The organism is Bradyrhizobium sp. AZCC 1577 (genome assembly GCF_036924575.1).
Lineage (GTDB): Bacteria > Pseudomonadota > Alphaproteobacteria > Rhizobiales > Xanthobacteraceae > Bradyrhizobium.
In genome coordinates, this window is record NZ_JAZHRQ010000001.1 from 2819250 (window position 1) to 2841372 (window position 22123).

At 63.9% G+C, this 22123-nt stretch carries 20 protein-coding genes; 13 read left to right on the plus strand and 7 right to left on the minus strand.

Going from position 1 to position 22123, the window contains the following annotated elements:
- The first annotated feature begins 110 nt into the window (after positions 1-110).
- From V1278_RS13120 to V1278_RS13150, 7 genes are all read left to right on the plus strand, one after another.
- Entirely contained in the window at positions 111-602 is a 492-nt protein-coding gene (locus V1278_RS13120; protein ID WP_334364229.1) for a hypothetical protein, read from the plus strand.
- A gap of 100 nt (positions 603-702) precedes the next feature.
- Positions 703-2274 (plus strand): alkaline phosphatase D family protein, encoded by a 1572-nt coding sequence (locus tag V1278_RS13125; RefSeq protein ID WP_334381016.1) that lies wholly within the window; start codon positions 703-705, stop codon positions 2272-2274.
- A 176-nt stretch (positions 2275-2450) separates the two neighbouring features.
- Positions 2451-2891: a GlcG/HbpS family heme-binding protein gene (locus V1278_RS13130; RefSeq protein ID WP_334364227.1), complete on the plus strand. Its 441-nt coding sequence runs from the start codon at positions 2451-2453 to the stop codon at positions 2889-2891.
- Positions 2892-2975: 84 nt separating this feature from the next.
- A complete protein-coding gene (locus tag V1278_RS13135; RefSeq protein ID WP_334381017.1) occupies positions 2976-3992 on the plus strand; it encodes a Gfo/Idh/MocA family protein in 1017 nt (338 codons plus the stop codon).
- Positions 3993-4022: 30 nt separating this feature from the next.
- Positions 4023-5006, plus strand: coding sequence for a Bug family tripartite tricarboxylate transporter substrate binding protein (locus V1278_RS13140; RefSeq protein WP_334381018.1), 984 nt, complete (start codon positions 4023-4025; stop codon positions 5004-5006).
- Positions 5007-5361: 355 nt separating this feature from the next.
- Positions 5362-6534, plus strand: coding sequence for a thiolase family protein (locus V1278_RS13145; protein ID WP_334381019.1), 1173 nt, complete (start codon positions 5362-5364; stop codon positions 6532-6534).
- Between the two features lie 355 nt (positions 6535-6889).
- Positions 6890-8170 carry an amidohydrolase/deacetylase family metallohydrolase gene (locus tag V1278_RS13150; RefSeq protein ID WP_334381020.1) on the plus strand — a complete coding sequence of 427 codons (1281 nt, stop codon included), beginning with the start codon at positions 6890-6892 and terminating at the stop codon, positions 8168-8170.
- Positions 8171-8179: 9 nt separating this feature from the next.
- Here V1278_RS13150 and V1278_RS13155 read toward each other — a convergent pair whose 3' ends face one another.
- Together V1278_RS13155 and V1278_RS13160 are read right to left on the minus strand one after the other, a co-directional pair.
- A complete protein-coding gene (locus tag V1278_RS13155) occupies positions 8180-9058 on the minus strand; it encodes a DMT family transporter (protein ID WP_334364222.1) in 879 nt (292 codons plus the stop codon).
- A gap of 7 nt (positions 9059-9065) precedes the next feature.
- A complete protein-coding gene (locus tag V1278_RS13160; RefSeq protein WP_334381021.1) occupies positions 9066-10763 on the minus strand; it encodes an FAD-dependent oxidoreductase in 1698 nt (565 codons plus the stop codon).
- A gap of 36 nt (positions 10764-10799) precedes the next feature.
- On the opposite strand from V1278_RS13160, the gene V1278_RS13165 reads away from it, so the two are divergent.
- Complete coding sequence (locus tag V1278_RS13165; protein WP_334381022.1) at positions 10800-11786, plus strand: Bug family tripartite tricarboxylate transporter substrate binding protein; 987 nt, start codon at positions 10800-10802, stop codon at positions 11784-11786.
- Positions 11787-11809: 23 nt separating this feature from the next.
- Here V1278_RS13165 and V1278_RS13170 read toward each other — a convergent pair whose 3' ends face one another.
- Together V1278_RS13170 and V1278_RS13175 are read right to left on the minus strand one after the other, a co-directional pair.
- Positions 11810-13051 carry an aminotransferase-like domain-containing protein gene (locus V1278_RS13170; RefSeq protein ID WP_334381023.1) on the minus strand — a complete coding sequence of 414 codons (1242 nt, stop codon included), beginning with the start codon at positions 13049-13051 and terminating at the stop codon, positions 11810-11812.
- Between the two features lie 68 nt (positions 13052-13119).
- A complete protein-coding gene (locus V1278_RS13175; RefSeq protein WP_334381024.1) occupies positions 13120-13503 on the minus strand; it encodes a DUF3124 domain-containing protein in 384 nt (127 codons plus the stop codon).
- A 76-nt stretch (positions 13504-13579) separates the two neighbouring features.
- Here V1278_RS13175 and V1278_RS13180 point away from each other — a divergent pair, with 76 nt between their 5' ends.
- From V1278_RS13180 to V1278_RS13195, 4 genes are all read left to right on the plus strand, one after another.
- Positions 13580-15307, plus strand: a complete 1728-nt coding sequence (locus tag V1278_RS13180) for a cation:proton antiporter (protein ID WP_334381025.1) — start codon at positions 13580-13582, stop codon at positions 15305-15307.
- A gap of 482 nt (positions 15308-15789) precedes the next feature.
- Positions 15790-16863 (plus strand): 3,4-dihydroxy-2-butanone-4-phosphate synthase, encoded by a 1074-nt coding sequence (ribB, locus tag V1278_RS13185; protein WP_334381027.1) that lies wholly within the window; start codon positions 15790-15792, stop codon positions 16861-16863.
- A gap of 187 nt (positions 16864-17050) precedes the next feature.
- Positions 17051-18265, plus strand: coding sequence for an acyl-CoA dehydrogenase (locus V1278_RS13190; protein ID WP_065748963.1), 1215 nt, complete (start codon positions 17051-17053; stop codon positions 18263-18265).
- A 179-nt stretch (positions 18266-18444) separates the two neighbouring features.
- On the plus strand, positions 18445-19362 hold the full coding sequence (locus tag V1278_RS13195; RefSeq protein ID WP_334381028.1) for an MBL fold metallo-hydrolase: 918 nt from the start codon (positions 18445-18447) through the stop codon (positions 19360-19362).
- 141 nt (positions 19363-19503) lie between these two features.
- On the opposite strand, the gene V1278_RS13200 is transcribed toward V1278_RS13195, so the two are convergent.
- The 3 genes from V1278_RS13200 to V1278_RS13210 all read right to left on the minus strand — a co-directional run bounded on the left by V1278_RS13200 (position 19504) and on the right by V1278_RS13210 (position 21569).
- The gene (locus V1278_RS13200; protein WP_334381029.1) at positions 19504-20355 is read right to left on the minus strand and encodes a DUF1499 domain-containing protein; all 852 of its coding nucleotides are present in this window, start codon (positions 20353-20355) and stop codon (positions 19504-19506) included.
- Positions 20356-20900: 545 nt separating this feature from the next.
- Positions 20901-21335, minus strand: coding sequence for a hypothetical protein (locus V1278_RS13205; protein WP_334381031.1), 435 nt, complete (start codon positions 21333-21335; stop codon positions 20901-20903).
- Positions 21336-21386: 51 nt separating this feature from the next.
- A complete protein-coding gene (locus tag V1278_RS13210; RefSeq protein ID WP_334381032.1) occupies positions 21387-21569 on the minus strand; it encodes a hypothetical protein in 183 nt (60 codons plus the stop codon).
- Positions 21570-21757: 188 nt separating this feature from the next.
- Between V1278_RS13210 and V1278_RS13215 the strand changes: the two genes are divergently transcribed.
- Positions 21758-22051, plus strand: coding sequence for a hypothetical protein (locus V1278_RS13215; protein ID WP_334381033.1), 294 nt, complete (start codon positions 21758-21760; stop codon positions 22049-22051).
- The last annotated feature ends 72 nt before the right edge of the window (positions 22052-22123 follow it).

Consider the following 22123-nt stretch of genomic DNA (forward strand, 5'->3'; position numbering starts at 1 on the left):
GCTGGCTCAGTCACCGGTAACCCTGAGGGCGGGAACGGCTGGAATTGTCCGGCCGGCGCCCTACATGTCGGCTGTTCTTAATTCTTTGGGTTGATTTCAGGAGGCCTGCGATGGTCCTGAAAAACGCTATTGCCGCGGCGCTTTGCACGGTGCTCCTGATGTCGGGCAGCGCCGCGCTGGCAGACGAATATCGCGCGGGCGAACTCCTCGAGCTCGATCCTTCCCAAGCCATGCTCTCACCGAAGCGACTCGGCCCGGAGACGCGATTCGCCCCGGTCCGGATCGAGGCCAGAACCGATCGCAAGCAGGTGAAGACGGAGCGCGTGGTCGTGCCAAAGCCCGCCGCCGCATCCAAAACGGCTGCGCTCAAGACTGCTGCGCCTAGGACTGCTGCGCCCAAAACTGCTGCCGCCAAGACTGTCGCGCCCACAACTGTCGCGCCCAAGACTCACGTGGCGCATGAGCGTGTGCAGAAACCGCGCGGCTCTGCCCGCACCAAATTGGCGCGACCCCACAGCAACCCGCTCGACGCGCAGGCCCGCGACACGCGGATCCAGACCTGGCCGTGCAAGTCCGGCGGCATCTGCGACTGGCAGCGGTAGTTGCTACAACTCTTCACCTTCATCCACCTGTCGCAAAACCTTCGGCCAGCATTCAAATTGCTCGGGCACACCTTCGTCGTGATTCGACGAGGGGTGTTCGATGCCGATTGCGATTCGCGCCAAGCCCGCTCTGACGCGGCGTCAATGGCTGGTCCGCTCTGCCGCGACATTCGCCGTCGCTGGTTTCGGCGGCCTCGCCAGACCCTACCTCAGCCGCGCCGCGGATCGGCCGCTCGTCACCAGCGGCATTCAATCGGGCGACGTCTCGGCCAATTCCGCAGTGATCTGGGCGCGCGCCGACCGGGCGGCGCGGATGCAGGTCGAGTGTTCGGCCAGCGAAGATTTCAAGACCATCATTGGCACGGCTTCTGCCGATGCGTTGCCGGACGCCGACTTCACTTCGAAAGTTCTGCTCGACGGACTGCCGCCGGGGCAGGATATTTTCTATCGCGTGCGGTTTGAAAGCGAGCCGGGGATCGCCGGCGAGGCCCAGGTCGGGCATTTTCGTACCGCACCCACGGCACGGAGCAATGTATCATTTGCCTGGTCGGGCGATACGACGGGGCAGGGCTGGGGCATCGACGAAAGCCGCGGCGGCATGCGGACTTACCGGATCATGCTCGACAACCGTCCGGACTTCTTCATCCATTGCGGCGACCACATCTATGCGGACTGCCCGGTGGAGCGGGAACTGACGCTGCCCGACGGCGGGGTCTGGCGAAATCTCGTTACCGAGGAAAAGTCTGTCGTCGCCCAAACCCTCGCGCAGTTCCGCGGCAACTACAAATACAACTGGCTCGATCCGAGTTTTCGCGCCTTCCATGCGGCGATCCCCTTGTTCGCGCAATGGGACGATCACGAGGTCACGAACGACTGGGCGCCGGTCGGCACGGCCGACGCGAGTGGCTATGCCGAGGACGGCACCTCGCATCTGGTGGCGCGGGCGCGCCGCGCGTTCCATGAATTCATGCCGATGCGCGCGACGCCCGCGCAGGACGGCCGCATCTATCGCAAGATCGCCTACGGCCCGCTGCTCGATGTCTTCATGATCGACATGCGCAGCTACCGCGATTCCACGTTGAACCAGCGCGACGACCACAGCGACACCTGCATCCTCGGCGCGGCGCAACTGGCCTGGCTGAAGCGCGAGCTGGTGGCTTCCGACGCCACCTGGAAGGTGATCACGGCCGACATGCCGATCGGCCTGTTCAGCGAGGACGCGATTGCGCTCGGCGACGGTCCGCCGGAGCGGCGCGAGCTTGAGATCGCCGATCTGCTGTCGTTCATGAAGCGCGCCGGCATCCGCAACATTGTGTGGCTGACCGCCGATATGCATTACACGGCCGCGCATCACTACGATCCGAACCGCGCGATCTATCAGGACTTCGAGCCGTTCTGGGAGTTCGTCTCCGGCCCGCTACATGCGGGCACTTGGGCGCCGGCCCCGCTCGACAATACGTTCGGCCCGAAAGCAATGTTCCAGAAGGGGTGCAGCGGCGAGAATCTCGCTCCCTGTTTCGGCCTACAGTTTTTCGGCCGCGTCGACATCGACGGCAAGACCGGAGTCATGACCGTGACATTGAAGGACGTCGACAACCACGACCTGTGGTCGGTCGATATCGAGCCTCGCCCGGATGCGCGGCCCGGCCGGATCATGGCGCAGCATATCTGAGGCGTTCGGCCGCCAGGCCGTCGGCACGGAATTCCTGACGACCTTCCATGTTCGCGCCTCATAGTCTGGCTAGGCTTCATCGCGCGGGGCGTGTGCTGAAAGAAAAGCAGCCGGAGATTGCACGTCGTTTCTCGATGGGGCACAATCCGCCTGTCCCTCCCGACCGGAGCGCTGCCATGTTTGTTGCCGAGAGCAAACGCCTGACGCATCAGGGCGCGAAAAGGATCATGGCGACGGCGCTGGAATTGGCCGGCCAGGCCAACATCGCGATCTCCTGTGCCGTCGTGGATGCCGGTGGCCATGTGATCCTGATCGAACGAATGGACGGCGGCCGCTTCCATACCGTGCACTCCTGCACCACCAAGGCGGTCTGCGCCGCGTCGAACCGGCGTCCGACAACGGCGAAAGGCGCGGCCGGCCAGGACCTCGACGTCAGCCATGCGATCGGGCTCGCGCTCGCCGCCGGACCGGAGCGGTGGACGGCGATGGAAGGGGGCGTGCCGGTGCTGGTCGACCGCGAATGCATCGGCGGTGTCGGCGTCAGCGGCGGCGATTGGGAGACCGATTTGCGGATCGCCAGGTCGGCCGTCGAGTCGATCGGTGCGAAGTGGGAATGAAGTAGCAGGGACCGAAGCCGGCCGGACCAAGGCGGCCTTTGGGAAGGGCATCTTTGAGAGCAAGGTCCTTGGGAGGGCGAAGTGATGAGTGCCGATCCGCTCCGCGTGGCCTGTATCGGGATGGGATGGTGGTCCGACGTGCTGGCGGATGCCATCCAGCGCTCGGGCAAGCTCGAGATCCGCGGCTGCTACACAAGGTCGGATGAGAAACGCAAAAATTTCGCGGCAAAATACCGCTGCCGGCCGGCCGCGAGCTACGAGGCGCTGCTGGCCGATGCCGAGATCGAGGCGATCATCAATACGACGCCGAACGATGTGCATCTCGCGACGACCTGCGCTGCCGCGGCCGCCGGCAAGCACGTCTTTCTGGACAAGCCGATCGCCAACACCATCGCGGACGGCCGCGCCATCACCGAGGCCTGCCGCAAGGCCGGGGTGGTGCTGGCGCTCGGCTATCAGCGGCGGCGCGAGAGCCATTTCCGCTACATCAGGCGAGAGATCGACGCCGGCCGGTTCGGCAGGCTCGTTAATGCCGAGGCGAATATCAGCCGCGACCGCCTTGGCAAGATCGATCTCACCTCCTGGCGCTACCAGGCTGCAGGCATGCCGGGCGGCGTGATGCTGGAGATCGGCATCCACTATGTTGACGTGCTCACCTACCTGATCGGGCCGATCCAGGCGGTACGCGCACAGTCGGCGCAACTGGTGCTGCCCGGTGACAATCCGGATGTCGCGAGCCTGATCCTGCAGCATGAGAACGGCGCGCTCTCGACGCTGAATGCAAGCTACGCCTCAGCGTCCGAGTACTACCTGATGAACGTCTACGGCAAGGAGATGACGGCGTTCTACGACGACTTGCACAACGGGCTCCGGTTGCTCAAGCGCGGTGAAAGCCAGCCGGTCGCGGTACCATGCACCAACAACGATACCCTGGTCGAAGAGCTCGAGGAATTTGCCGCGGCGGCGCGCGGGCAGCGCCAGCACGAAGTCGGCGGCGAGGAGGCGACGCGATCGCTCGCGGTGGTGCGCGCCGGCATTCTTTCGGCGCGTGAGGGGCGTTCGGTCGAGGTCGCGGAAATATTGAACGACGGAAACGTGTGACCGCGCAGCAGCAAGGGACAGGAGCGCGTTATGAAACCTTGCACGTGTCTCTGGAAGGCCTGCCTGGTTGCGATGCTGTTCGCTGGCATCGCAGGATCGGTGCGTGCGCAGGACTACCCCTCCAGGGCGATTACGGTGATCGTGCCGTTCCCTCCCGGAGGTGCCAGCGACGTGGTGGCGCGGATCGTCACCAATCAGATGTCGAAGATCCTCGGGCAATCCATCGTCATCGAGAATGTCAGCGGCGCCGGCGGCACGGTTGGTAGCGGCCGCGTCGCGGCTGCCGCACCCGACGGCTATACCCTGCTTGCCGCTGCCATGGGCTCACATGTCGCAGCGCCAGTGCTGACGCCGAACCTCAAATACGATCCCGTTGCCGACTTCGTGCCGATCGGCATCACCGCGCATTCCCCGGCAGTCGTGATCGCGCGGAAGGATTTCCCGGCAAACGACCTGAAGGAGTTCGTCGCAGCGCTGCGGCAACGGGGCGACGCGGTGAAGCAGGCCCATGGCGGCGTCGGTGCCTCCTCGCATATGGCGTGCCTGCTGTTCACCGCGGAGCTCGGCGCGAAGCCGGCGCTCGTTGCCTATCGCGGATCAGGCCCGGCCTTGAATGACCTGGTCGGCGGTCACGTCGACTTCATGTGCGAGCAATCGGTCAGCGTGGCGGAGTCGGTTTTGGCCGGTTCGGTCAAGGCTTTCGCGGTCTCGGCTGCGAAACGCCTCGAAACGCTGCCGAATGTTCCGACCGCGGGGGAGGCTGGCATCAACTACGAGATGAGCGTATGGGCGGGACTATTTGCGCCGAAGGGCGTTTCGCCCGAAATCATCGCGAGGCTTTCCGATGCGCTCGACCGGGCGCTCGATGAGCCCGTCATGCGCGAGCGGATCGCCCAGCTCGGCGGCTCGATCCCGGCAAAGGACGAGCGCAATCCGGCGGCATTCGACCGTTTCGTTCGATCCGAGATCGCACGCTGGGCACCCATTCTCGCCGTGGCCGGAACAGGGAAGTGAGGCGTCTCGTGTGTCACATGAAATGGGCTTAGAGCGTCACCGTGAGATGGCCGCTACGGCCAGCGGTACGGAAAGCGCAATGTCCTTACTATCGCACCCCTGACCTGTCTTGGAGCGCTGTTTGCGGGCGATCTCAATAGCGGCCAATTTCGCTGAGTGAAACAGCCGGCGCATGCGGCCTTCGTCGCGCATCGGCCGCAGAAGACGTGGCCTTGCCCAAGAACGGGCATTGTGCAAATCCCGGCCTTGAGCCGGCCTGCGGTTCATTCTGTTCCGTCCGCCGGAATTCGGGTTTTCGCTACACACCGCCGCGGCTCCAGTCCATACTGGATCGCATCAAAGGGAGGTCTTTCAAATGCGTGAAGCTGTCATCGTTTCCTATGCACGTACGGGGCTGGCGAAGTCCGGCCGCGGCGGGTTCAACATCACCCCGCCGATGTCGATGGCGGCTCACGCCATCAAGCACGCGGTCGAACGCGCCGGCGTCGACAAGGATTATGTCGAAGACTGCTATCTCGGCAATTGCGCGCATGGCGCGCCGAACATCGGCCGCCAGGCCGCGCTGCTCGCGGGATTGCCGAAATCGACGGCCGGCGTCTCGGTGAACCGCTTCTGTTCCTCCGGCCTGCAGACCATCGCGATGGCCGCCAACTCGATCCGCTCTGACGGGGCTGACTGCATCGTGGCCGGCGGCGTCGAGAGCATCTCGATCCCGGGCGGCGGCTCGCCCAAGGAATCGATCGATCCGGACCTGCTCAAGGTCGCGCCCGATATCTTCATGGCGATGATCGATACCGCCGATATTGTTGCCGAGCGTTACAAGCTCAGCCGTGAATATCAGGACGAGTACTCGCTGGAATCGCAGCGCCGCATGGCCGCCGCCCAGCAGGCCAACAAGTTCAAGGACGAAATCGTCCCGATGAAGACCAAGATGAAGGTGGTCGACAAGCAGACCAAGGCGGAGAGCATCGTCGACTACACCGTCGACCGCGACGAGTGCAATCGTCCCGACACGACGATGGAAGGCCTTGGCAAGCTCGAGCCGGTCAAGGGCCCGGGCAAATACGTCACCGCCGGCAACGCCAGCCAGCTTTCGGATGGCGCGGCGGCGGTCGTTCTGATGGAAGCCAAGGATGCCGAGAAGCGCGGTCTCAACCCGATGGGCCGCTTCGTCGCCTGGGCGGCGGCGGGTTGCGAGCCGGACGAGATGGGCATCGGTCCGATCTACGCCGTGCCGAAACTTCTGAAGCGCCATGGCCTGAAGATCGACGACATCGATCTCTGGGAGCTCAACGAAGCCTTCGCCAGCCAGTGTCGCTATTCCCGCGACAAGCTCGGCATCGATCCGGAGAAGTACAACGTCAACGGCGGCTCGATCGCGATCGGCCATCCCTTCGGCATGACCGGTGCGCGTCTCACCGGCCACATCCTGCAGGAAGGCCGCCGGCGCAAGGCCAAGTGGGGCGTCGTCACGATGTGCATCGGCGGCGGTCAGGGCGGCGCCGGCCTGTTCGAGATCTATAGCTGATATTTTTTCGAACGCAGCGACACGCAAAACAAAGAGAATGGCCCCGCGAGGGGCCATTTTTCGTTTGGGGTCATCCGGACCGAACGCGCGACGCGATGCGATTCGAGGCGTCAGTAACGATACTTCTTCTTGATGACCACTCGTCCGATCGCTTCTCTTGTTGTGGCCGTGTCGCGCATGCGTGCGCCGCGAGAGGCAAAGCTGCGAACGTCGATACAGCAAGCGCCCACTGCAAACCGGCAGCGCCGAGCTTCAATCCAGCGTGGGACGAGGATGGGCAGGCTTTACTCTTGCTTGCGCAAGGCTGGGAGCGGGCGCATCATCGCGCCATAACAATCAAACTGGGGAGGCTGCCATGAGCGGGGTTTCACGCCGTCATTTCCTGAGCCTGACCGGATCGGCCGCGGTCGCCGCGATGTCCGGAAGCGCCCATGCCACGATGGGACCGAATGACAAATTCGACCTCGTGATCAAGGGCGGCGACGTGCTCGATCCGAGCCAGTCGCTCAAGGGCAAGCGCGATATCGGTATCCGCTGGGGTGTGATCGAGGCCGTCGAGAACGAGATTCCGGCCGCGCGCGCCGCCAAGACCATCGATGCCTCAGGCAAGCTGGTGACGCCCGGCCTGATCGATCTGCATTCGCACGTCTACCCCTATGGTTCGGCGATCGGCATTCCCGCCGACGAGCTGGTGCAGGCCCAGGCCACCACCACGGTGGTGTCGGCGGGCGATGCCGGCGTCAACAATCTCGCGGCGCTGCGGCGTTACATCGTGGCGCAATCGCGGGCGCGAATTTACGCCTTCGTCCATATCGCCAACAACGGATTGTCCGGCTTCCCGGTGGCCGAGCTCTACAACATCGATTACGCGCAAGTCGATGCCTGCGCGATGGCGCTGGCGGAAAATCCGGAATTCCTGCTCGGCGTGAAGGTCAGGATGTCGGAGAACGTGATCGCCAGGCACGGGCTGGAGCCGCTGAAGCGCGGCATCAAAGCCTGCGAAATGTGCGGCTGGCCGGCCAAGATGATGGTGCATATCGGCGGCGTCGAGACCAGGGAGCTGATGTCAGAGATTCTCGATCTGATGCGGCCGGGCGACGTGCTGACGCACGCCTATTCCGGCGCTCCGAACATCGGCGGCCTCTTCACCAACATCGTTCAGGACGGCAAGCTGTTGCCGGCAGCGCTCTCAGCCAAGCAGCGCGGCGTGATGTTCGACGTCGGCCATGGCGGCGGCAGTTTCGATTTCACGGTGGCGGAGGTCGCGCTTCCCGGCGGCTGCACACCGGATACGATTTCCTCCGACATCCATGTCTTCTCCGGCAACTCGCCAGGCATGCCGTATTTGCCGAATGTGATGAGTAAATTCATCACGCTCGGCCTTACATTGGAGCAGGTGGTGGCGGCGGCGACTTCGACGCCGGCGAAGATCATCAACCGCGCGCCCAAGATCGGCACGCTGCAGATCGGCGCACCCGGCGACGTCGCCATCCTGGATCTGGTGGAGGCGCAGACCTCGTTCGTCGACACCCGCAACAACAAGCGCGAGGGCAAGCTGTTGCTCAAGCCCGTGCAGACCGTGATCAACGGCGTGCCATTCGGCCGGCCCTATCAGGCGCCGTTCGCGGTGCGGTGAGCCGCCCATTCACTTTGATGGCCGCTGCGCGCGGATATCGCCGGCGATGTCGGCAATGACGGCGCCCATCACCAGAGCGCCGCCGGCGAGGACCCGTAGTGTGGGCACCTCGCCAAATCCCACCCATATCCAGAACGGCATCAGCGGCGTCTCCAGCGTGGAGATCAGGGCGGCCTGCCCGGAAGGCAGCAGCCGCGAACCGAGGAAAAACAGCGTCAACCCCAGCGCAACCTGGAAAAATCCGAACATCGCGAGGATCAGGATATCGGCCCCGGGGATGCCGGCGATGCTGCCGGCAAAGGGAATGCTGACGATGCTGCCCAGAAAATTGGATAGCGCGGCGGCGGCCACCATGGACGTATCCTTGTGCCGCCGGACCATGACGGTCATCGCGGCGATCGCCAGCGTCGTGAAGCAAGCGAGCGCTATTCCCAGGATATCGGACCCGATGCGCGCGTTGCCGACGATGACCGCAACGCCGCAGAGCGCCACGACACTCGCGACCATAGTTCGCGCATGCGGGACTTCTTGCAACCACACCCAGGCAAGCGCGGCCGTGACGAAGGGGCCTGTCGCGATGATGATGGCCACATTGGACACGCTGGTCAGTTGTAGCGATGGGATGAAGGCGATCATGGCGGATGTCGATAATGATGCGACCAGCCAGCCGCTTTTTCCTATCCTTGTCAGATCCCGCAGTCCGGCGCGGCCTTGCAGCACCAGCATGATCGCCACGATCAGGCCGCCGCCGAACAATCCGCGCCAAAACAGGATGGTCCAGGAGTCGTAGGGAAGCAGCCTTGTAAAGAACGGCGCCGTGCTCCAGGCAATGGCGGCGGCGACGACCAGGGCAATGCCTAGGCGATGCTGGGAGCGCGCCTCCGTCATCAGGGGATCAATCCGGGCTGGGGGTGAGGCTTCGGCCGATCAGCTTGCCGACGAGCGGCGCGGGATCGTCAGGGATCGCGTTACCCCGCCAGGCGACATGCTGGTCGGTGCGCGCAAGGATGAGTTTGTGGCCGCCGGGCGGCGGCGCTTGGTCGCCGGGTACATCGACGATCTCAAACGGGACGCCATTGGCGCGCATCGCATCGGTCAAGGGCGCAACCACAACACCCGGATCGTAGCGCAAAAGCGTGTAGCCCGGACCCAACGCATCATAGACCGGCCGTCCGTCCGGCAGTTTCGCGAACGGAAGCCGGCAGCCCGGCGTCGAGGACGGCGTGAAGTCCGCCATCGTAAAACCCGGATGCTCGGCGCCGTCATAGGCGATGATCGGAGAGCGATCGTAGAAATACCCGAAGTTGAGGCCGGCACAGCAATATTGCTGCACGTTCAGGTCATAGGCCGCTTGCCCCACCTGCTTGCGGACGGCATCGCCTTCCGGCCCCGGCTGCTCGATTGCATCAGGAACGGTGCGGCGCTGGCTCAAGACCTTGCCCGCCATCTCCATCGCAAAGCGCGACACTTGTTCGGTGATCGGCAGACGCTCGGCCTCATAGGCGTCGAGGATGGCGATGTCGGCCCAACCCTGCAGATAGGCGGCGAGCAGCCATGCGAGGTTCGTTGCGTCCGCGATCCCGGCGTTCATGCCGTAGCCGGCATAGGGCATCCACAGATGCGCGGCATCGCCGCAGATGAAGGCGCGTCCCTTGCGAAACCGGTCGGCGACAAGGCGGCGGCCGACCCAGTCCTCTTTGCTCAGAATCTCGTATTCGAAGTCGGGGCCGACGCCGAGGATGGCGCGGATCGAGGCATCGCGATCGACGGATTCGAAGGTCTCATCCTCGCGATTGAGGTGATTGTGGATCAGCCACTTCTCGCGGCCGTCGATCGCGACAACCGTGCCACAGCGCCGCGGATTGAGCGACAGCGTCATCCAGGCGGGCCGGTCCATCAGGCCGAGCAGGGCGGGCGCGCGGATGTAGGTCGATTGCACGCGCTGGATGATCGGCGTTCCCTGCAGATTGGCGTCGATCGCCTTGCGAACCAGCGACCGCGCCCCGTCGCAGCCAACGATGAAATCGGCGTGAATCTGAAAGGCGGCTCCGGTATCGAGGTTGCGGACGGTTGCAACGATGCCCTCATCGACTTCGCTGAAATCCTCGAATGCGGTGCGGTTCAGAATCTGCAGCCCGTTGATGGCGGCGGCGTGGGCGAACAGCACGGGTTCCATATAGATCTGGTTGATGCGGTGCGGAGGCTCGGCTGTCGGCCAACCGGTGTCTGGTCCGCCGGTGGCGATATAGCGATCGCGCCGGCAGGGAATGAGGATACGCGAGAGCTCGATGCCCGTCGCTGTGGTGCGGTAAGAGCAATCGTTCGGATAGTCGGCCGGCAATCCGGCGTCGCGCAGCTTCTGCGCCAGTCCTAACCTGCGAAAAATTTCCATCGAGCGCGACGAGACGTGGTTGCATTTCACGCTCGGCGGCTCGCCGGCGGCGCGTGTTTCCACGACAGTGATGGATATTCCCCGCGATGCGAGGTCCATCGCCAAGGTGAGACCAACCGGACCGCCACCGACCACGAGAACGCTGGTCTTCACCATGTCACTTGCCGCCTTGTCGCTTGCTGCGCTGGGACGATCATGCATTACTGAGCGCCACAGAGATCATCGGGGGGACCCTCAATGTTTCCGTCGATCCGGCAAGGCATGACCCGCGCCCTTGTTGTTGTTTTGTCGCTGTCGTTGTCGGCGATTGAAGCAGCAAACGCATATCCCGATCAACCCATCAAGATCATCGTGACATTTCCGCCCGGCGGCAGTGCCGATATCGTCATCCGCGCCCTGCAGCCGTTATTATCGGAAACGCTGCGTCAGCCCGTTGTCATCGAGAACAGGGCGGGCGCGGGCGGCAATATCGGGATCGGCGCGGTAGCGCAGGCAGCGCCTGATGGCTACACGCTCGGCGTGGCCGCAGCCGGCGTGCTGACCGTCAATCCCCACCTCAACCGCGCGGCGATGGCGTTCGATCCGATCAAGGATCTGGCGCCGGTCACCTTGCTGGCGGAAATCCCGTTCGTGCTGGTGTCTTCGCAACAATCGGCCATTGCCTCTGTCGCCGATCTCATTGCCAAGGCCAAGGCTCAAACGGCGGGGCTGTCGATCGGCCATGGCGGCAACGGCACGGCGATGCACCTGACCTCGGCCTTGTTCAACCAGAAGGCCGGTGTCGGAATTCAGTTGATCGCCTATCGCGGCACCGCGCCGGCGACGACAGACGTTCTTGCCGGCCACGTCCCACTGGCCGTGCTGGATATCCCTGCATCCAAGCAGTTGATCGGCGACGGCAAGTTGAAGGCGCTCGGAGTCTCCGCCGCGAAACGCGTGGCTTTCCTGCCCGATGTTCCGACGCTGGCGGAGCAGGGCCTCTCCGGATTCGAATCCGTCGGCTGGTTCGGCATCGTCGCGCCCGCCGGCACGCCGCCCGACATCGTCAAAACGCTGAATACCGCCTTCGTGAAGGCGTTGAGCGATCCCGCGGCGATCGAGAAAATCCGCGTTCTCGGCGCCGAACCCGCGCCCACCTCGCCCGAGGCTTTTGCAAAATTCATCCAGAGCGAAAGCGTGAAATGGGGCAAGCTGATTACCGAGGCCGGGATCAAGGCTGAATAGGACGCTGGCCAAGGCTTGCAGGCTCAGCTCCGCGCCCGCTTCTCCACATTCGCGATCCGTGCCGGCACGCCGAACTCCTTGCGGCAGACTTCGGCGAGCACGGCGACGCCTTCGCGGATCTGTTCATGCGAGGGACTTGCGAAGCACAGCCGCAGCCGGCTGCCGGCATAGGCCTTGTCGGTCGACCATTCAGGCCCCGGATTGATGGCGACGCCGGCGGCAAGCGCGGCCTGATAGAGTTTTAGCGTGTCGACATTGTCGGGCAGCTTCACCCACAGGAAGATGCCGCCCTCGGGCTCCTCGAATTCGGCCGAGGTGCCGAACTGCTCGCTGAGCGCTTCCATCAGCGTGTCGAGCTTGGCGCGCAGGCCGCGTGTCAGCTTCGGCACGTGGGTCGAAAAATGCGGCGCGCAGTACTCGGCCAGCACCATCTGCTCCAGCGCGCCGCTTCCGGCGTCGGTCTTCAGCGCCAGCATCCGCGACATCATCTCCCAGGGTGCCACGATGAAGCCGACCCGCAGCGCCGGCGCGATCGACTTCGAGAACGAGCCGATGTGGATGACGCCGCCATGCTTGCTCATGGCGTAGATCGCGGGCGGACGTTTGCCGGCCCAAACCAGGTCGGCGTAGCAATCGTCCTCGAAAATCGGCACGCCATATTGCTGCGACAGCTTCAGCATCTCGGCGCGCCGCATCTCCGGCAGGATGCTGCCGGTCGGGTTCTGCACGGTTGGGATAGTGTAGATGTATTTCGGCGTGATGCCGCGGCTTTTATGGTCGGCAAGGGCTGCCGCCAGCGCATCCATCCGCATGCCCTGCTCGTCGAGAGGGATGCCGATCGCCTTGACACCAAGCCGCGTCAGCCGGGTCAGCGCGCCCTGATAGGTCTCCTGCTCGACCAGCACGGTGTCGCCGCGCGCCAGCAAGGTTTGGTTGACGAGGTCGAGCGCCTGCAGCGAACCGGAGACGATCATGATATCGTCGGCAATGCAGGCGATGCCGGCGTCGCGCTTGAGTTTCGCGCTGAGGAATTCGCGCAAGGGGCGATAGCCCTGCGGGCCGCTGGCTAGGCCGTAGGTCGCGAGCGTCTTGCCCTCGCGCCGGAGAACGGTATTGACGGCGTCGATCAGGCCATCGACCGGAACCTGCTCGGGATCATTGTTGCCGCCGACAAAGCTGTATCTGGCAAGGCCGGTCCACCGCGCTGCCGGCGCCGGCAATCCGGTGGGCAGCAAGGGCGCAAAATCGAAGGAAGCGGTAGACATGAATGTTCACTCCATCTTGTTTCTTGTTGAGAGGCCCGACCGGGCGGCTCTCTCGTCTCGTCGTCGTTTCAGCCTGGTTCTTGCCGACGATCCTGATCGGCCTGGCTGACGAAGGCATGATGTCCGGTGCCGACGCCGACCATCAGCGCCTCGACCGTGGGCTCGGTGATCTCGCCCGTGGCCGCCCAGTCGACCACGAAATTGGCTCCCGTTTCGCCGCGCACGTCGTCTGCAGCGATGAAGACCTCGACGGTCGCGAACGGTTTTAACGCAATCGGGGACTTGAGGTAGCTCCCCGCCATCTTGCCTGATGTGTCGAAATAGGCGATCCGCTGGGGGATCAGGGGGCGGGAGTTTGCGAAATTCTGTTCGATTCCGCCTGTGGTCCGGGCGCTGGCGGTGGAGGCGTACGGGATCGACAACACGGCCAGAATCGCGAGAAAAGCCCCCATTCTATGGCTGTGACACATTGCTTGTTTGACCCTTGCGCCGGGACCTCTAGGTTGCAAAAGGGGGAAGTCCGGAACCATGCACGAGCTTATTCGCGATATCACCTTATGCATCCTGTTCGCCTGGGTGCTCGGCCTGTTGGCGCATTTTTCCCGGCAGCCGTTGATTTTGGCCTACCTTATCGCCGGGTTCTTCATTGGTCCATTCGGCATGAAGTGGGTCGAATCCCAGGATTCGATCACCGTCATCTCAGAGCTCGGCCTGATCTTCATGCTGTTCATGATCGGGCTGGAAATCGACCTGAAGAAGATCGTGCGCGCCGGCAAGGTGATTCTGTTTGCCGCGGGCGGGCAATTGGTCGGCGGCGTCCTGCTCGGAATATTGTTCTTTATCGGGATCGGCCTGTCGATGGGGAGCGGGCATTTCGACGCGCTCTATCTCTGCATCGCCTGCGCGCTGTCGAGCACGGTCATCATCGTCAAGGTGCTGTACGAGAAGCGCGAGCTCGACACGCTGCCTGGGCGGATTACGCTCGGTGTGCTGGTGCTGCAGGACATCTTCGCGATCCTGTTCCTGGCGGTGCAGCCGAGCCTCGACAATCTGCAAGTAAGCGTGATCCTCTTGTCGATCGCCCGGGTCGGCGTGCTGGTGGCGACCGCGCTGGTGCTCAGCCGCTATGTGCTGCCGTGGCTGTTCCACCAGATCGCGCGCCGGCCCGAGCTGATCCTGCTCGGGGCACTGGCCTGGTGCTTCCTGATCGGCGAGATCGCGGAGAGGCTGCATTTGTCGCGCGAGATGGGCTCGCTGGTGGCTGGCGTATCGCTGTCGACATTCCCCTATGCGCTCGACGTCACCGCCAAGGTGACGACGCTGCGCGACTTCTTCATCACGCTGTTTTTCGTCTCGCTCGGCATGACCATCCCGGTCCCCGGTGCGTCGGTGATCGGGCTGGCGCTCGCGATCGCGGCCTTCACCGTCGTCAGCCGCATGGTGACGACGTTCACGCCGCTTTATCTGATGAAGCAGGGCCTGCGCGCGAGCCTCCTGCCGGCGATCAACCTGGCGCAGATCTCGGAGTTTTCGCTGGTCGTGATCCAGACCGGCGTGCTGGCACACCATATCAGCCCGGAAACGTCGAGCGCGGCGTCGTTCGCCTTCGTGGTGCTGGCGGTCCTGAGCACCTTCGTCATGGGCCGCAGCGACCAGGTCACGCGCGGCCTGATCGGTCCGCTGAAGCGGATCGGGCTTCGCGACCTCGATCACAAGCATGAGGCCGACGCAGCGCACGAGGGCGGGCACGGGGAGGCGCGCCGGATCGTCATTCTCGGGTTCTTCCGCGCCGCCAGCGCGCTGGTTGCCGAGATCGAGCGCCTCACTCCGGCGGTGCTGGAGCAGATCACCGTGATCGACTTCAATCCGCTGGTATTCAGGACCTTGACGGACCGCGGCATGCACGTGGTCTATGGTGACATCAGCAACGTCGATACGCTGGTGCATGCCGGCGTCGGCAAGGCCGAACTGATCATCCTCAGCATCCCGGATTCGCTGTTGAAGGGCGCCGACAACGAAAAGCTGGTCCGGCACGTCCGCTCGCTCAACCCGACCGCCAAGATCGTTGCCACCGCGGAGATCCTGGCCAACGTCAACGACCTCTACGAGGCCGGCGCCGACTACGTGACGGTGACGCGGCTCAGCGACGCCCACGAACTCTACAAGGTGATCGAAGCCGCCCAGGCCGGGCTCCTGGAGGACAAGCGCGCCGAGACCGACGCGCTGCTCAGCGAGCGCCGCGAGGTGCTGCCGTAGAGCCTGACGAAAATAGGTTTGACTGCGACCACGAATAAGGTGCGCTCCCTCTCCCGCTTGCGGGGGAGGGTTGGGGTGGGGGTGTCTCCGCGGGCGACACTGCCTGAGTGGAAAGACCCCCCACCCGGCGCTTCGCGCCGACCTAAGAGCGAGCTTCGCTCGTCTCGACCCCGCAAGCGGGAGAGGTGAAGCGCGTCTGCGGCCAAATCGATCTAAACAAAAATCAGCATGCTAGCGGCAAAAGACGGGCGCCGCGGGCTGACTTCTCCGGCAAGGCGGCATATCTACGCCTGATCGGGACGAAACCGGCCGATGCCACCGGGCGGAAATCGTCGACAATTTATCCCGCTTCAGCACCGCCGCAGCATGGCCGCTTCGCGCCCGCCGGCAGCGGCCTGCCCTGCGTATTGACGCTGGCGCCGGCCATGGAGTCCGGCTAATGCACTGGCTGAAGCTAGCTAGATTTGGCGAGATTTTGAGAAATGGCCGATAGCATCCAGGAAGTTCTGCAAGCCTTTGCCAAAGGCGAACTTGTCGTCGTCACCGACGATGACGATCGCGAGGGCGAGGGCGATCTGATCGTTGCGGCTTCGCTCTGCACCGCGGAGAAGATGGCATTCATTATCCGCCACACCTCCGGTATCGTCTGCGCGCCGATCACCACCGACGACGCCAGGCGGCTGCGGCTCGATCCGATGGTGGCGCATAACGAGTCCAATCACACCACCGCCTTTACCGTCTCGATCGACTACAAACCCGATGGCGGCACCGGCATTTCGGCGGAGGAGCGCGCCTCCTGCTGCCGCGCGCTCGCCAATCCCAACGCCGGCGCCAATGATTTTGCCCGGCCCGGTCATATCTTTCCGCTGATCGCCCGCGACGGTGGCGTGCTGCTGCGCTCCGGCCATACCGAAGCGGCGGTCGATCTCTGCAAGCTTTCCGGCCTGCCGCCGGTCGGCGTCATCTCTGAATTGATGAACGACGACGGCACCGTGATGAAGGGCGAGCAGGTGACGAAATTTGCCGCCGCCCACAAGCTCAAGCACGTCACAATCGCTGACATGATCGCCTACCGTCAGGCGCGCGAAAAGTTGATCGAGCGGGTCGCGACGTTTACCACCGACAGCCCGATCGGTCCGCTGCAGGGCTATGCCTATCGCTCGCCATTCGACGAGATCGCGCATGCTGCCTTCGTCTACAACGGGATCGGCGACGGCAAGAACGTGCTGACGCGCTTGCACAAGCCCAATATCGTCAAGGATCTCTTCACCGGCCAGGCGCGGATGCAGGTCGTGCTGGACCATTTCAAGAAGGCCGGCCGCGGCGTGCTGGTCTACTTGCGCGACGGCGCGGCCGGAGTTCCCGTCGAGCCGGTCGGCGAACAGAAAACAGCAGAGGCGGACAGGCACCGGCAATGGCGTGAAGTCGGCGTTGGTGCCCAGATCCTGCGCGATCTCGGCATCACCTCGATCGTCAATCTCACTTCGTCGGTGCACGACTATAAGGGGCTATCCGGTTTCGGCATCGAGATCGTTTCCAACGAGAAGTTGGAGTAGTCATCATTCCCGGAATGGTGCGCTAGCACCATATCCGGAATCTCGAGATTCTCAGGGGTGCAAGGGGCGCCCCACAGCTCATGCTTCGCATGCCCCGGAATGACGTGGTGAAACATTTGCGCTTCTGCCGATAGCGCATTAATTTGTCGACAATTTACATGAGGACAATGATGCGAAAGGGATTTTCATGAGCGTGCGCCCTCAAGCCAAGGACAAGCCGGCGGCGGCTTCCTTCCAGTGGGACGATCCGTTCCTGCTCGACGACCAGCTCACCGAAGACGAACGCATGATCCGCGACACCGCGCGTGCCTATGCGCAGGACAAGCTGTTGCCGCGCATCATCAACGCGTATCTGGAAGAGAAGACCGACCGCGAGATCTTCAACGAGATGGGCGAGCTCGGCCTGATCGGTGTCACGCTGCCGGAAGAATATGGCTGCGCGAACGCGAGCTACGTCGCCTATGGCCTGGTGGCGCGCGAGATCGAGCGGGTCGATTCCGGCTATCGCTCGATGAACTCGGTGCAGTCGTCGCTGGTGATGTACCCGATCTACGCCTATGGCGACGAGAACCAGCGCAAGAAATACCTGCCGAAGCTTGCCACCGGCGAGTGGGTCGGCTGCTTCGGCCTGACCGAGCCGGATGCCGGCTCCGATCCCGGCGGCATGAAGACCCGTGCCGAGAAGGTGTCGGACGGCTATCGCATCAGCGGCAGCAAGATGTGGATTTCCAACGCCCCGATCGCCGACGTCTTCGTCGTCTGGGCCAAGTCGGCTGCGCATGACAACCAGATCCGCGGCTTCATTCTCGAGAAGGGCATGAAGGGCCTGTCGGCGCCGAAGGTCGGCGGCAAGCTTTCCTTGCGCGCCTCGATCACCGGCGAGATCGTGATGGACGGCGTGGTGGTGCCGGAGAGCGCTCTGCTGCCCAACGTATCAGGCCTGAAGGGACCGTTCGGCTGCCTCAACCGCGCCCGCTACGGCATCTCCTGGGGTGCAATGGGTGCAGCGGAAGACTGCATGCACCGCGCGCGGCAATACACGCTCGACCGCAAGCAGTTCAACCGGCCGCTAGCGGCAACGCAGCTCGTGCAGAAGAAGCTCGCCGACATGGAAACCGAGATTGCGCTCGGCCTTCAGGCCTCATTGCGGGTCGGCCGCCTGATGGACGAGGGCAAGATGGCGCCGGAAATGATCTCGATCGTCAAGCGCAACAATTGCGGCAAGGCGCTCGACATCGCCCGGGTCTCGCGTGACATGCACGGCGGCAACGGCATCCAGATCGAGTACCACGTGATGCGCCATACCGCGAACCTGGAAACCGTGAACACCTATGAAGGCACCCACGACGTCCACGCCCTGATCCTGGGCCGCGCCATCACGGGGATACAGGCGTTTTCGTAAAGTGTGAGGGGCGCGCAGAAGTAGCCCCACATTATGCCGCCATCGCCCGCCTTGTGCGCAATTGCGCACTGGGGCGGGCGATCCAGTACGCCGCGGCGGTTCGTTTCTTCTCGAACGTCAGTGATTACCGGATACCCCGCCTTCGCGGGGTATGACGGGAGTGATGGTAGGAACTCCGCATGGCCGACAACGACGACATCCCGTTCAACCGCGACTTTCCGCTTCGAGCCGGCGTCGTCGATGAGCCGCGTCCCGGCGTGCGGCGTGTCCTCTGCAATAACCCGAGCCCGTTCACCTTCACCGGCACGGTCAGCTACATCGTGGGCAAGGGCAATGTCGCGATCATCGATCCCGGTCCCGATGATGATGCGCATGCCAAGGCGTTGCTCGACGCCGTGCGCGGCGAGACGGTGACGCATATTCTCGTCACCCACACCCACCGCGACCATTCGCCGAACACCGCGCGGATCAAGGCAGCCACCGGCGCGCCCGTTTATGCCGAGGGGCCGCACCGCGCCTCGCGGCCACGCTTCGAGAGCGAAAAGCACAATCCGGAATCCGGCGCCGACCGCGATTTCAGGCCCGACATCGAGGTCAAGAGCGGCGACGTCATCGAAGGGCGGGGCTGGGCGCTGGAGGCGGTCGCAACCCCCGGCCACACCGCCAATCACCTGGCGTTCGCCTGGCCCGAGCGAAAGATCAATTTCGTCGGCGACCACGTGATGGGCTGGTCGACCTCGATCGTCGCACCGCCGGACGGATCGATGAGCGACTACATGGCCTCGCTGGCGCGGCTGGAAGTGCGCGAGGAGGATCTGTATTTTTCAGGCCACGGGCCGGAAATTCCGGAAGGGCCGCGTTACGTCCGTTTCCTGACCCGGCACCGCCAGGCCCGCGAGGCCTCGATCCTGCATCGGCTTGCCAAGGGCGAGGCCGACATCCCGACCATGGTGCGCGCGATCTATATCGGTATCGACCCGCGGCTGACGAATGCCGCCGGCTATTCCGTGCTGGCGCATCTGGAAGATCTGGTCGCCCGCGGGATCGTGGCGACCGATGGCGATCCGGTGATCGGCGGGACGTATCGGCTGGCTTGAGCTCTCACCGTCATTCCGGGGCGACACGAAGTGTCGAACTATGGGGCGTGCCCTTGCGCCCCTGAGAATCTCGAGATCCCCCGGTGCGCAATTGCGCACCTGAGGTTCGCGCCTCGCGCGCCCCGGGATGATGCTGACGCGTCATTTTTTTACATTCTTTGCCTGGGCCTTGGCCGGTGTCTGCGGCTTCTTCGGCGCCGCCGGCTTGGCGTTGTCGACGGCGGCGTTGATGTCCTCGATCAGCTTTGAGACGCGGGCGGCGTTGCTGCCGAGGTCGCTTTCGAAATAGCGCGAGGAGGAGCGGATATCGACGCGTGAATCGTCGCCGTCGGGGGTAATGCGGATCGAGATGTCCTCGCGGAATCCCATGATCGGCGTTCGCGCCACCGCCTCGATGCGGCCGATGCGGCGTGGCGGCTGCGGCGGCCGTTCGTCGATCACGAGCCATTTGCGCTTGTTGACCAGCGCCAGCGTCACCTCATAGGCCCGCTGCGGCGGTACTTCGAGCTCCACGGTCTCGATGTCGGGATAGGCGATCCGCTGCTGCTCGGCCGAATAGAGTCCGGCATAGACCGCGGAGTTGGCGCCTTCGCCGCTGCGCAGCCGCGCCAGCGCCTCGAAGCGCGGTGGATCGATCGGATCGGTGGTGATGTCGTGGATCGGCGGCAGCTTGCGATATTGCAGGGTGAGGTAGGCCGGGTAGGCGAGCAGAAGGGCGCTGATCAGGAACGCCAGCACGATCCGGCCCATGCCGCGCGATCCGTTCTGCCAGATTGCGGCAAAGGCGGCGAGGCCGACCAGGATCGAAAGCACAGCCAAACCGAGCGCGCCGAAGAACGTCGCCAGCGCGGGTTTTACCTCCAGGAAGCCGAAGCGGACGATGATGATCGAGACCACCACCGCGACCACGGCGAAGATGGCAAGGTTGCGCGACCAGGTGGCGAGGCTGGACACGGGCTCCGACTGGTAAGGAGAGGAAAACCTTCGGGCCATCGGTGAATCTGCCGGGTTTCTGAAATCTGTGTGGCCGGCGGGCCGGCTGCAAACTCGCAAGCTTGAGACCACGGCGTGGCGCGAATTTCAAGTTTGCAGGCGATACTAATCGGGCAAATGCGCTGCGTGCAGCAACCTCATGGGTAACCATCCCTGTAAATTGATTATTAGTTGTACATTGAAGTTGGTCCAATTTTCGTCTACCTCTCGCCGCCTGGTTGTCGTATTTGCCGCAACACGGGACTGTCCTGCACGGGACACCGGCGAACGCCAGCCAAGGGGAAACGGTGGGCGTCAGCCGGAAGCGCTGCAGGATGATCTCAACTCTTGGTCCTTGTTGCGGGCGGAGTCGCAAAAAAATTGCGGTTGCGCCCCCGGAGTTCTAGGATCGCATAGGGCGCAATCGGCATACGTCCGCGGGGCTGGCGGAAGGCCCCATGAGGGCGAGTGTTCAGTATGAGTGATGCAAAGCACGAACGATATGTCGGCCCGAACGATCCGGCATATTATGCGCCGCGTGAGCAGAGGGAACGGACGAGCAGCGATCAACCGGGCACGATGCTGATGCAGAACGACGATGGCTGGCGTCCGCGAATGCCAACGGAAGGACCGCCCTTGCAGCCCTTCAGCAAGCCCGCGCGCCGCCAAGATTCCGAAATGTTCACCAAAGCCGTGGCCCAGGCCATGCAGGAGGCGAGGGAGACCGCGCCGGTCGAAGCGCCATCCGTGCTCCGCGACCTGTCGGGACGCCGCGCGCTGTTCCAGCAGGTCATCCGTTTCTCGATCGCCGTGGCGATCGCAGCGAGCATCGCGATGCTTCTGGTCATGGCCATTCCGTCGTCGCAGCGCCCGGCCAACCAGGATAATGCGTCGCTCTCAGCCGCCTGGCAGTCGGTGAAATCGTCGGTGCTTCCGGCGCCGCAGCCGCAGCCAGCGAGGCGTACGGCGACCTTGGCCGTACAGGACGGCAGTGGGTTCACCAGCGATCCCGTGCCGCTCGGGATCCACGTCGGCTCTCCGCCGCCCGACGCCTACGTATCCATCAATGGACTTACTGCCGGCGCACGGCTCACATCCGGCAAGCGTGTCGGTCCGAGCGAGTGGCGCGTGTCGGCGACGGAGATTTCCGGCGTTTCGGTCATTCCGCCGGATGGCTTCACCGGCCAGATGCTGGTGACGGCGGAGCTACGTGACGGCAATGGCGTGGCGCTCACCGGCACCTCCACGCGACTGACCTGGGCGCCTGTGCCAAAGGCCCCTGTCGCTGCGCCGCCGGTTGCCGCGCCAGCCCCGGTCGTTGCCGCGCCGGTTGCTGTAGCGCCAGTCGCTATACCGCCGCCGCCGGTCGCCATGGCCGCGGCCGCGCCGCCGATGCCAGCCGTGCGGCCAGCAGGCGGAAGTCGTGCGAAGCCTCGATCCGAAGGAGATCGCTGCCCTGATCAAACGCGGGCAGGACCTGCTCGCCGCCGGCGATGTGCAGTCGGCGCGGCTGGTGCTGATGCGTGGGGCGGAAGCGCAGGATGCGCGCGCGGCGCTGCTCGTCGGCTCGACCTACGATCCGGCGCGGCTCAGGCAGATGGGTGCCGATGGCCCGCTGGCGGACGTCGCGCAGGCCCGCATCTGGTATCAGCGGGCAAAGGAATGGGGCGAACCCGACGCGCAGCGACGGCTCGACGCGCTGGCGCTCTCGCGCTGATCCTGGGCGGGCGTGTTGCACCCCGCTTGAGTAAGATTTTTTAGGAAGAGGCCGCCTCCCGCTTTGCCGGAA

Bases quoted from the DNA above. Each gene is read 5' to 3' on its own strand.
- V1278_RS13145 (WP_334381019.1), top strand. From the start codon at position 5,362: ATGCGTGAAGCTGTCATCGTTTCCTATGCACGTACGGGGCTGGCGAAG.
- V1278_RS13140 (WP_334381018.1), top strand. From the start codon at position 4,023: ATGAAACCTTGCACGTGTCTCTGGAAGGCCTGCCTGGTTGCGATGCTG.
- V1278_RS13165 (WP_334381022.1), top strand. From the start codon at position 10,800: ATGTTTCCGTCGATCCGGCAAGGCATGACCCGCGCCCTTGTTGTTGTT.
- V1278_RS13130 (WP_334364227.1), top strand. From the start codon at position 2,451: ATGTTTGTTGCCGAGAGCAAACGCCTGACGCATCAGGGCGCGAAAAGG.
- V1278_RS13170 (WP_334381023.1), bottom strand. From the start codon at position 13,051: ATGTCTACCGCTTCCTTCGATTTTGCGCCCTTGCTGCCCACCGGATTG.
- V1278_RS13135 (WP_334381017.1), top strand. From the start codon at position 2,976: ATGAGTGCCGATCCGCTCCGCGTGGCCTGTATCGGGATGGGATGGTGG.
- V1278_RS13200 (WP_334381029.1), bottom strand. From the start codon at position 20,355: ATGGCCCGAAGGTTTTCCTCTCCTTACCAGTCGGAGCCCGTGTCCAGC.
- V1278_RS13160 (WP_334381021.1), bottom strand. From the start codon at position 10,763: ATGCATGATCGTCCCAGCGCAGCAAGCGACAAGGCGGCAAGTGACATG.
- V1278_RS13125 (WP_334381016.1), top strand. From the start codon at position 703: ATGCCGATTGCGATTCGCGCCAAGCCCGCTCTGACGCGGCGTCAATGG.
- V1278_RS13190 (WP_065748963.1), top strand. From the start codon at position 17,051: ATGAGCGTGCGCCCTCAAGCCAAGGACAAGCCGGCGGCGGCTTCCTTC.
- V1278_RS13150 (WP_334381020.1), top strand. From the start codon at position 6,890: ATGAGCGGGGTTTCACGCCGTCATTTCCTGAGCCTGACCGGATCGGCC.
- V1278_RS13120 (WP_334364229.1), top strand. From the start codon at position 111: ATGGTCCTGAAAAACGCTATTGCCGCGGCGCTTTGCACGGTGCTCCTG.
- ribB (WP_334381027.1), top strand. From the start codon at position 15,790: ATGGCCGATAGCATCCAGGAAGTTCTGCAAGCCTTTGCCAAAGGCGAA.
- V1278_RS13180 (WP_334381025.1), top strand. From the start codon at position 13,580: ATGCACGAGCTTATTCGCGATATCACCTTATGCATCCTGTTCGCCTGG.
- V1278_RS13175 (WP_334381024.1), bottom strand. From the start codon at position 13,503: ATGGGGGCTTTTCTCGCGATTCTGGCCGTGTTGTCGATCCCGTACGCC.
- V1278_RS13195 (WP_334381028.1), top strand. From the start codon at position 18,445: ATGGCCGACAACGACGACATCCCGTTCAACCGCGACTTTCCGCTTCGA.
- V1278_RS13155 (WP_334364222.1), bottom strand. From the start codon at position 9,058: ATGACGGAGGCGCGCTCCCAGCATCGCCTAGGCATTGCCCTGGTCGTC.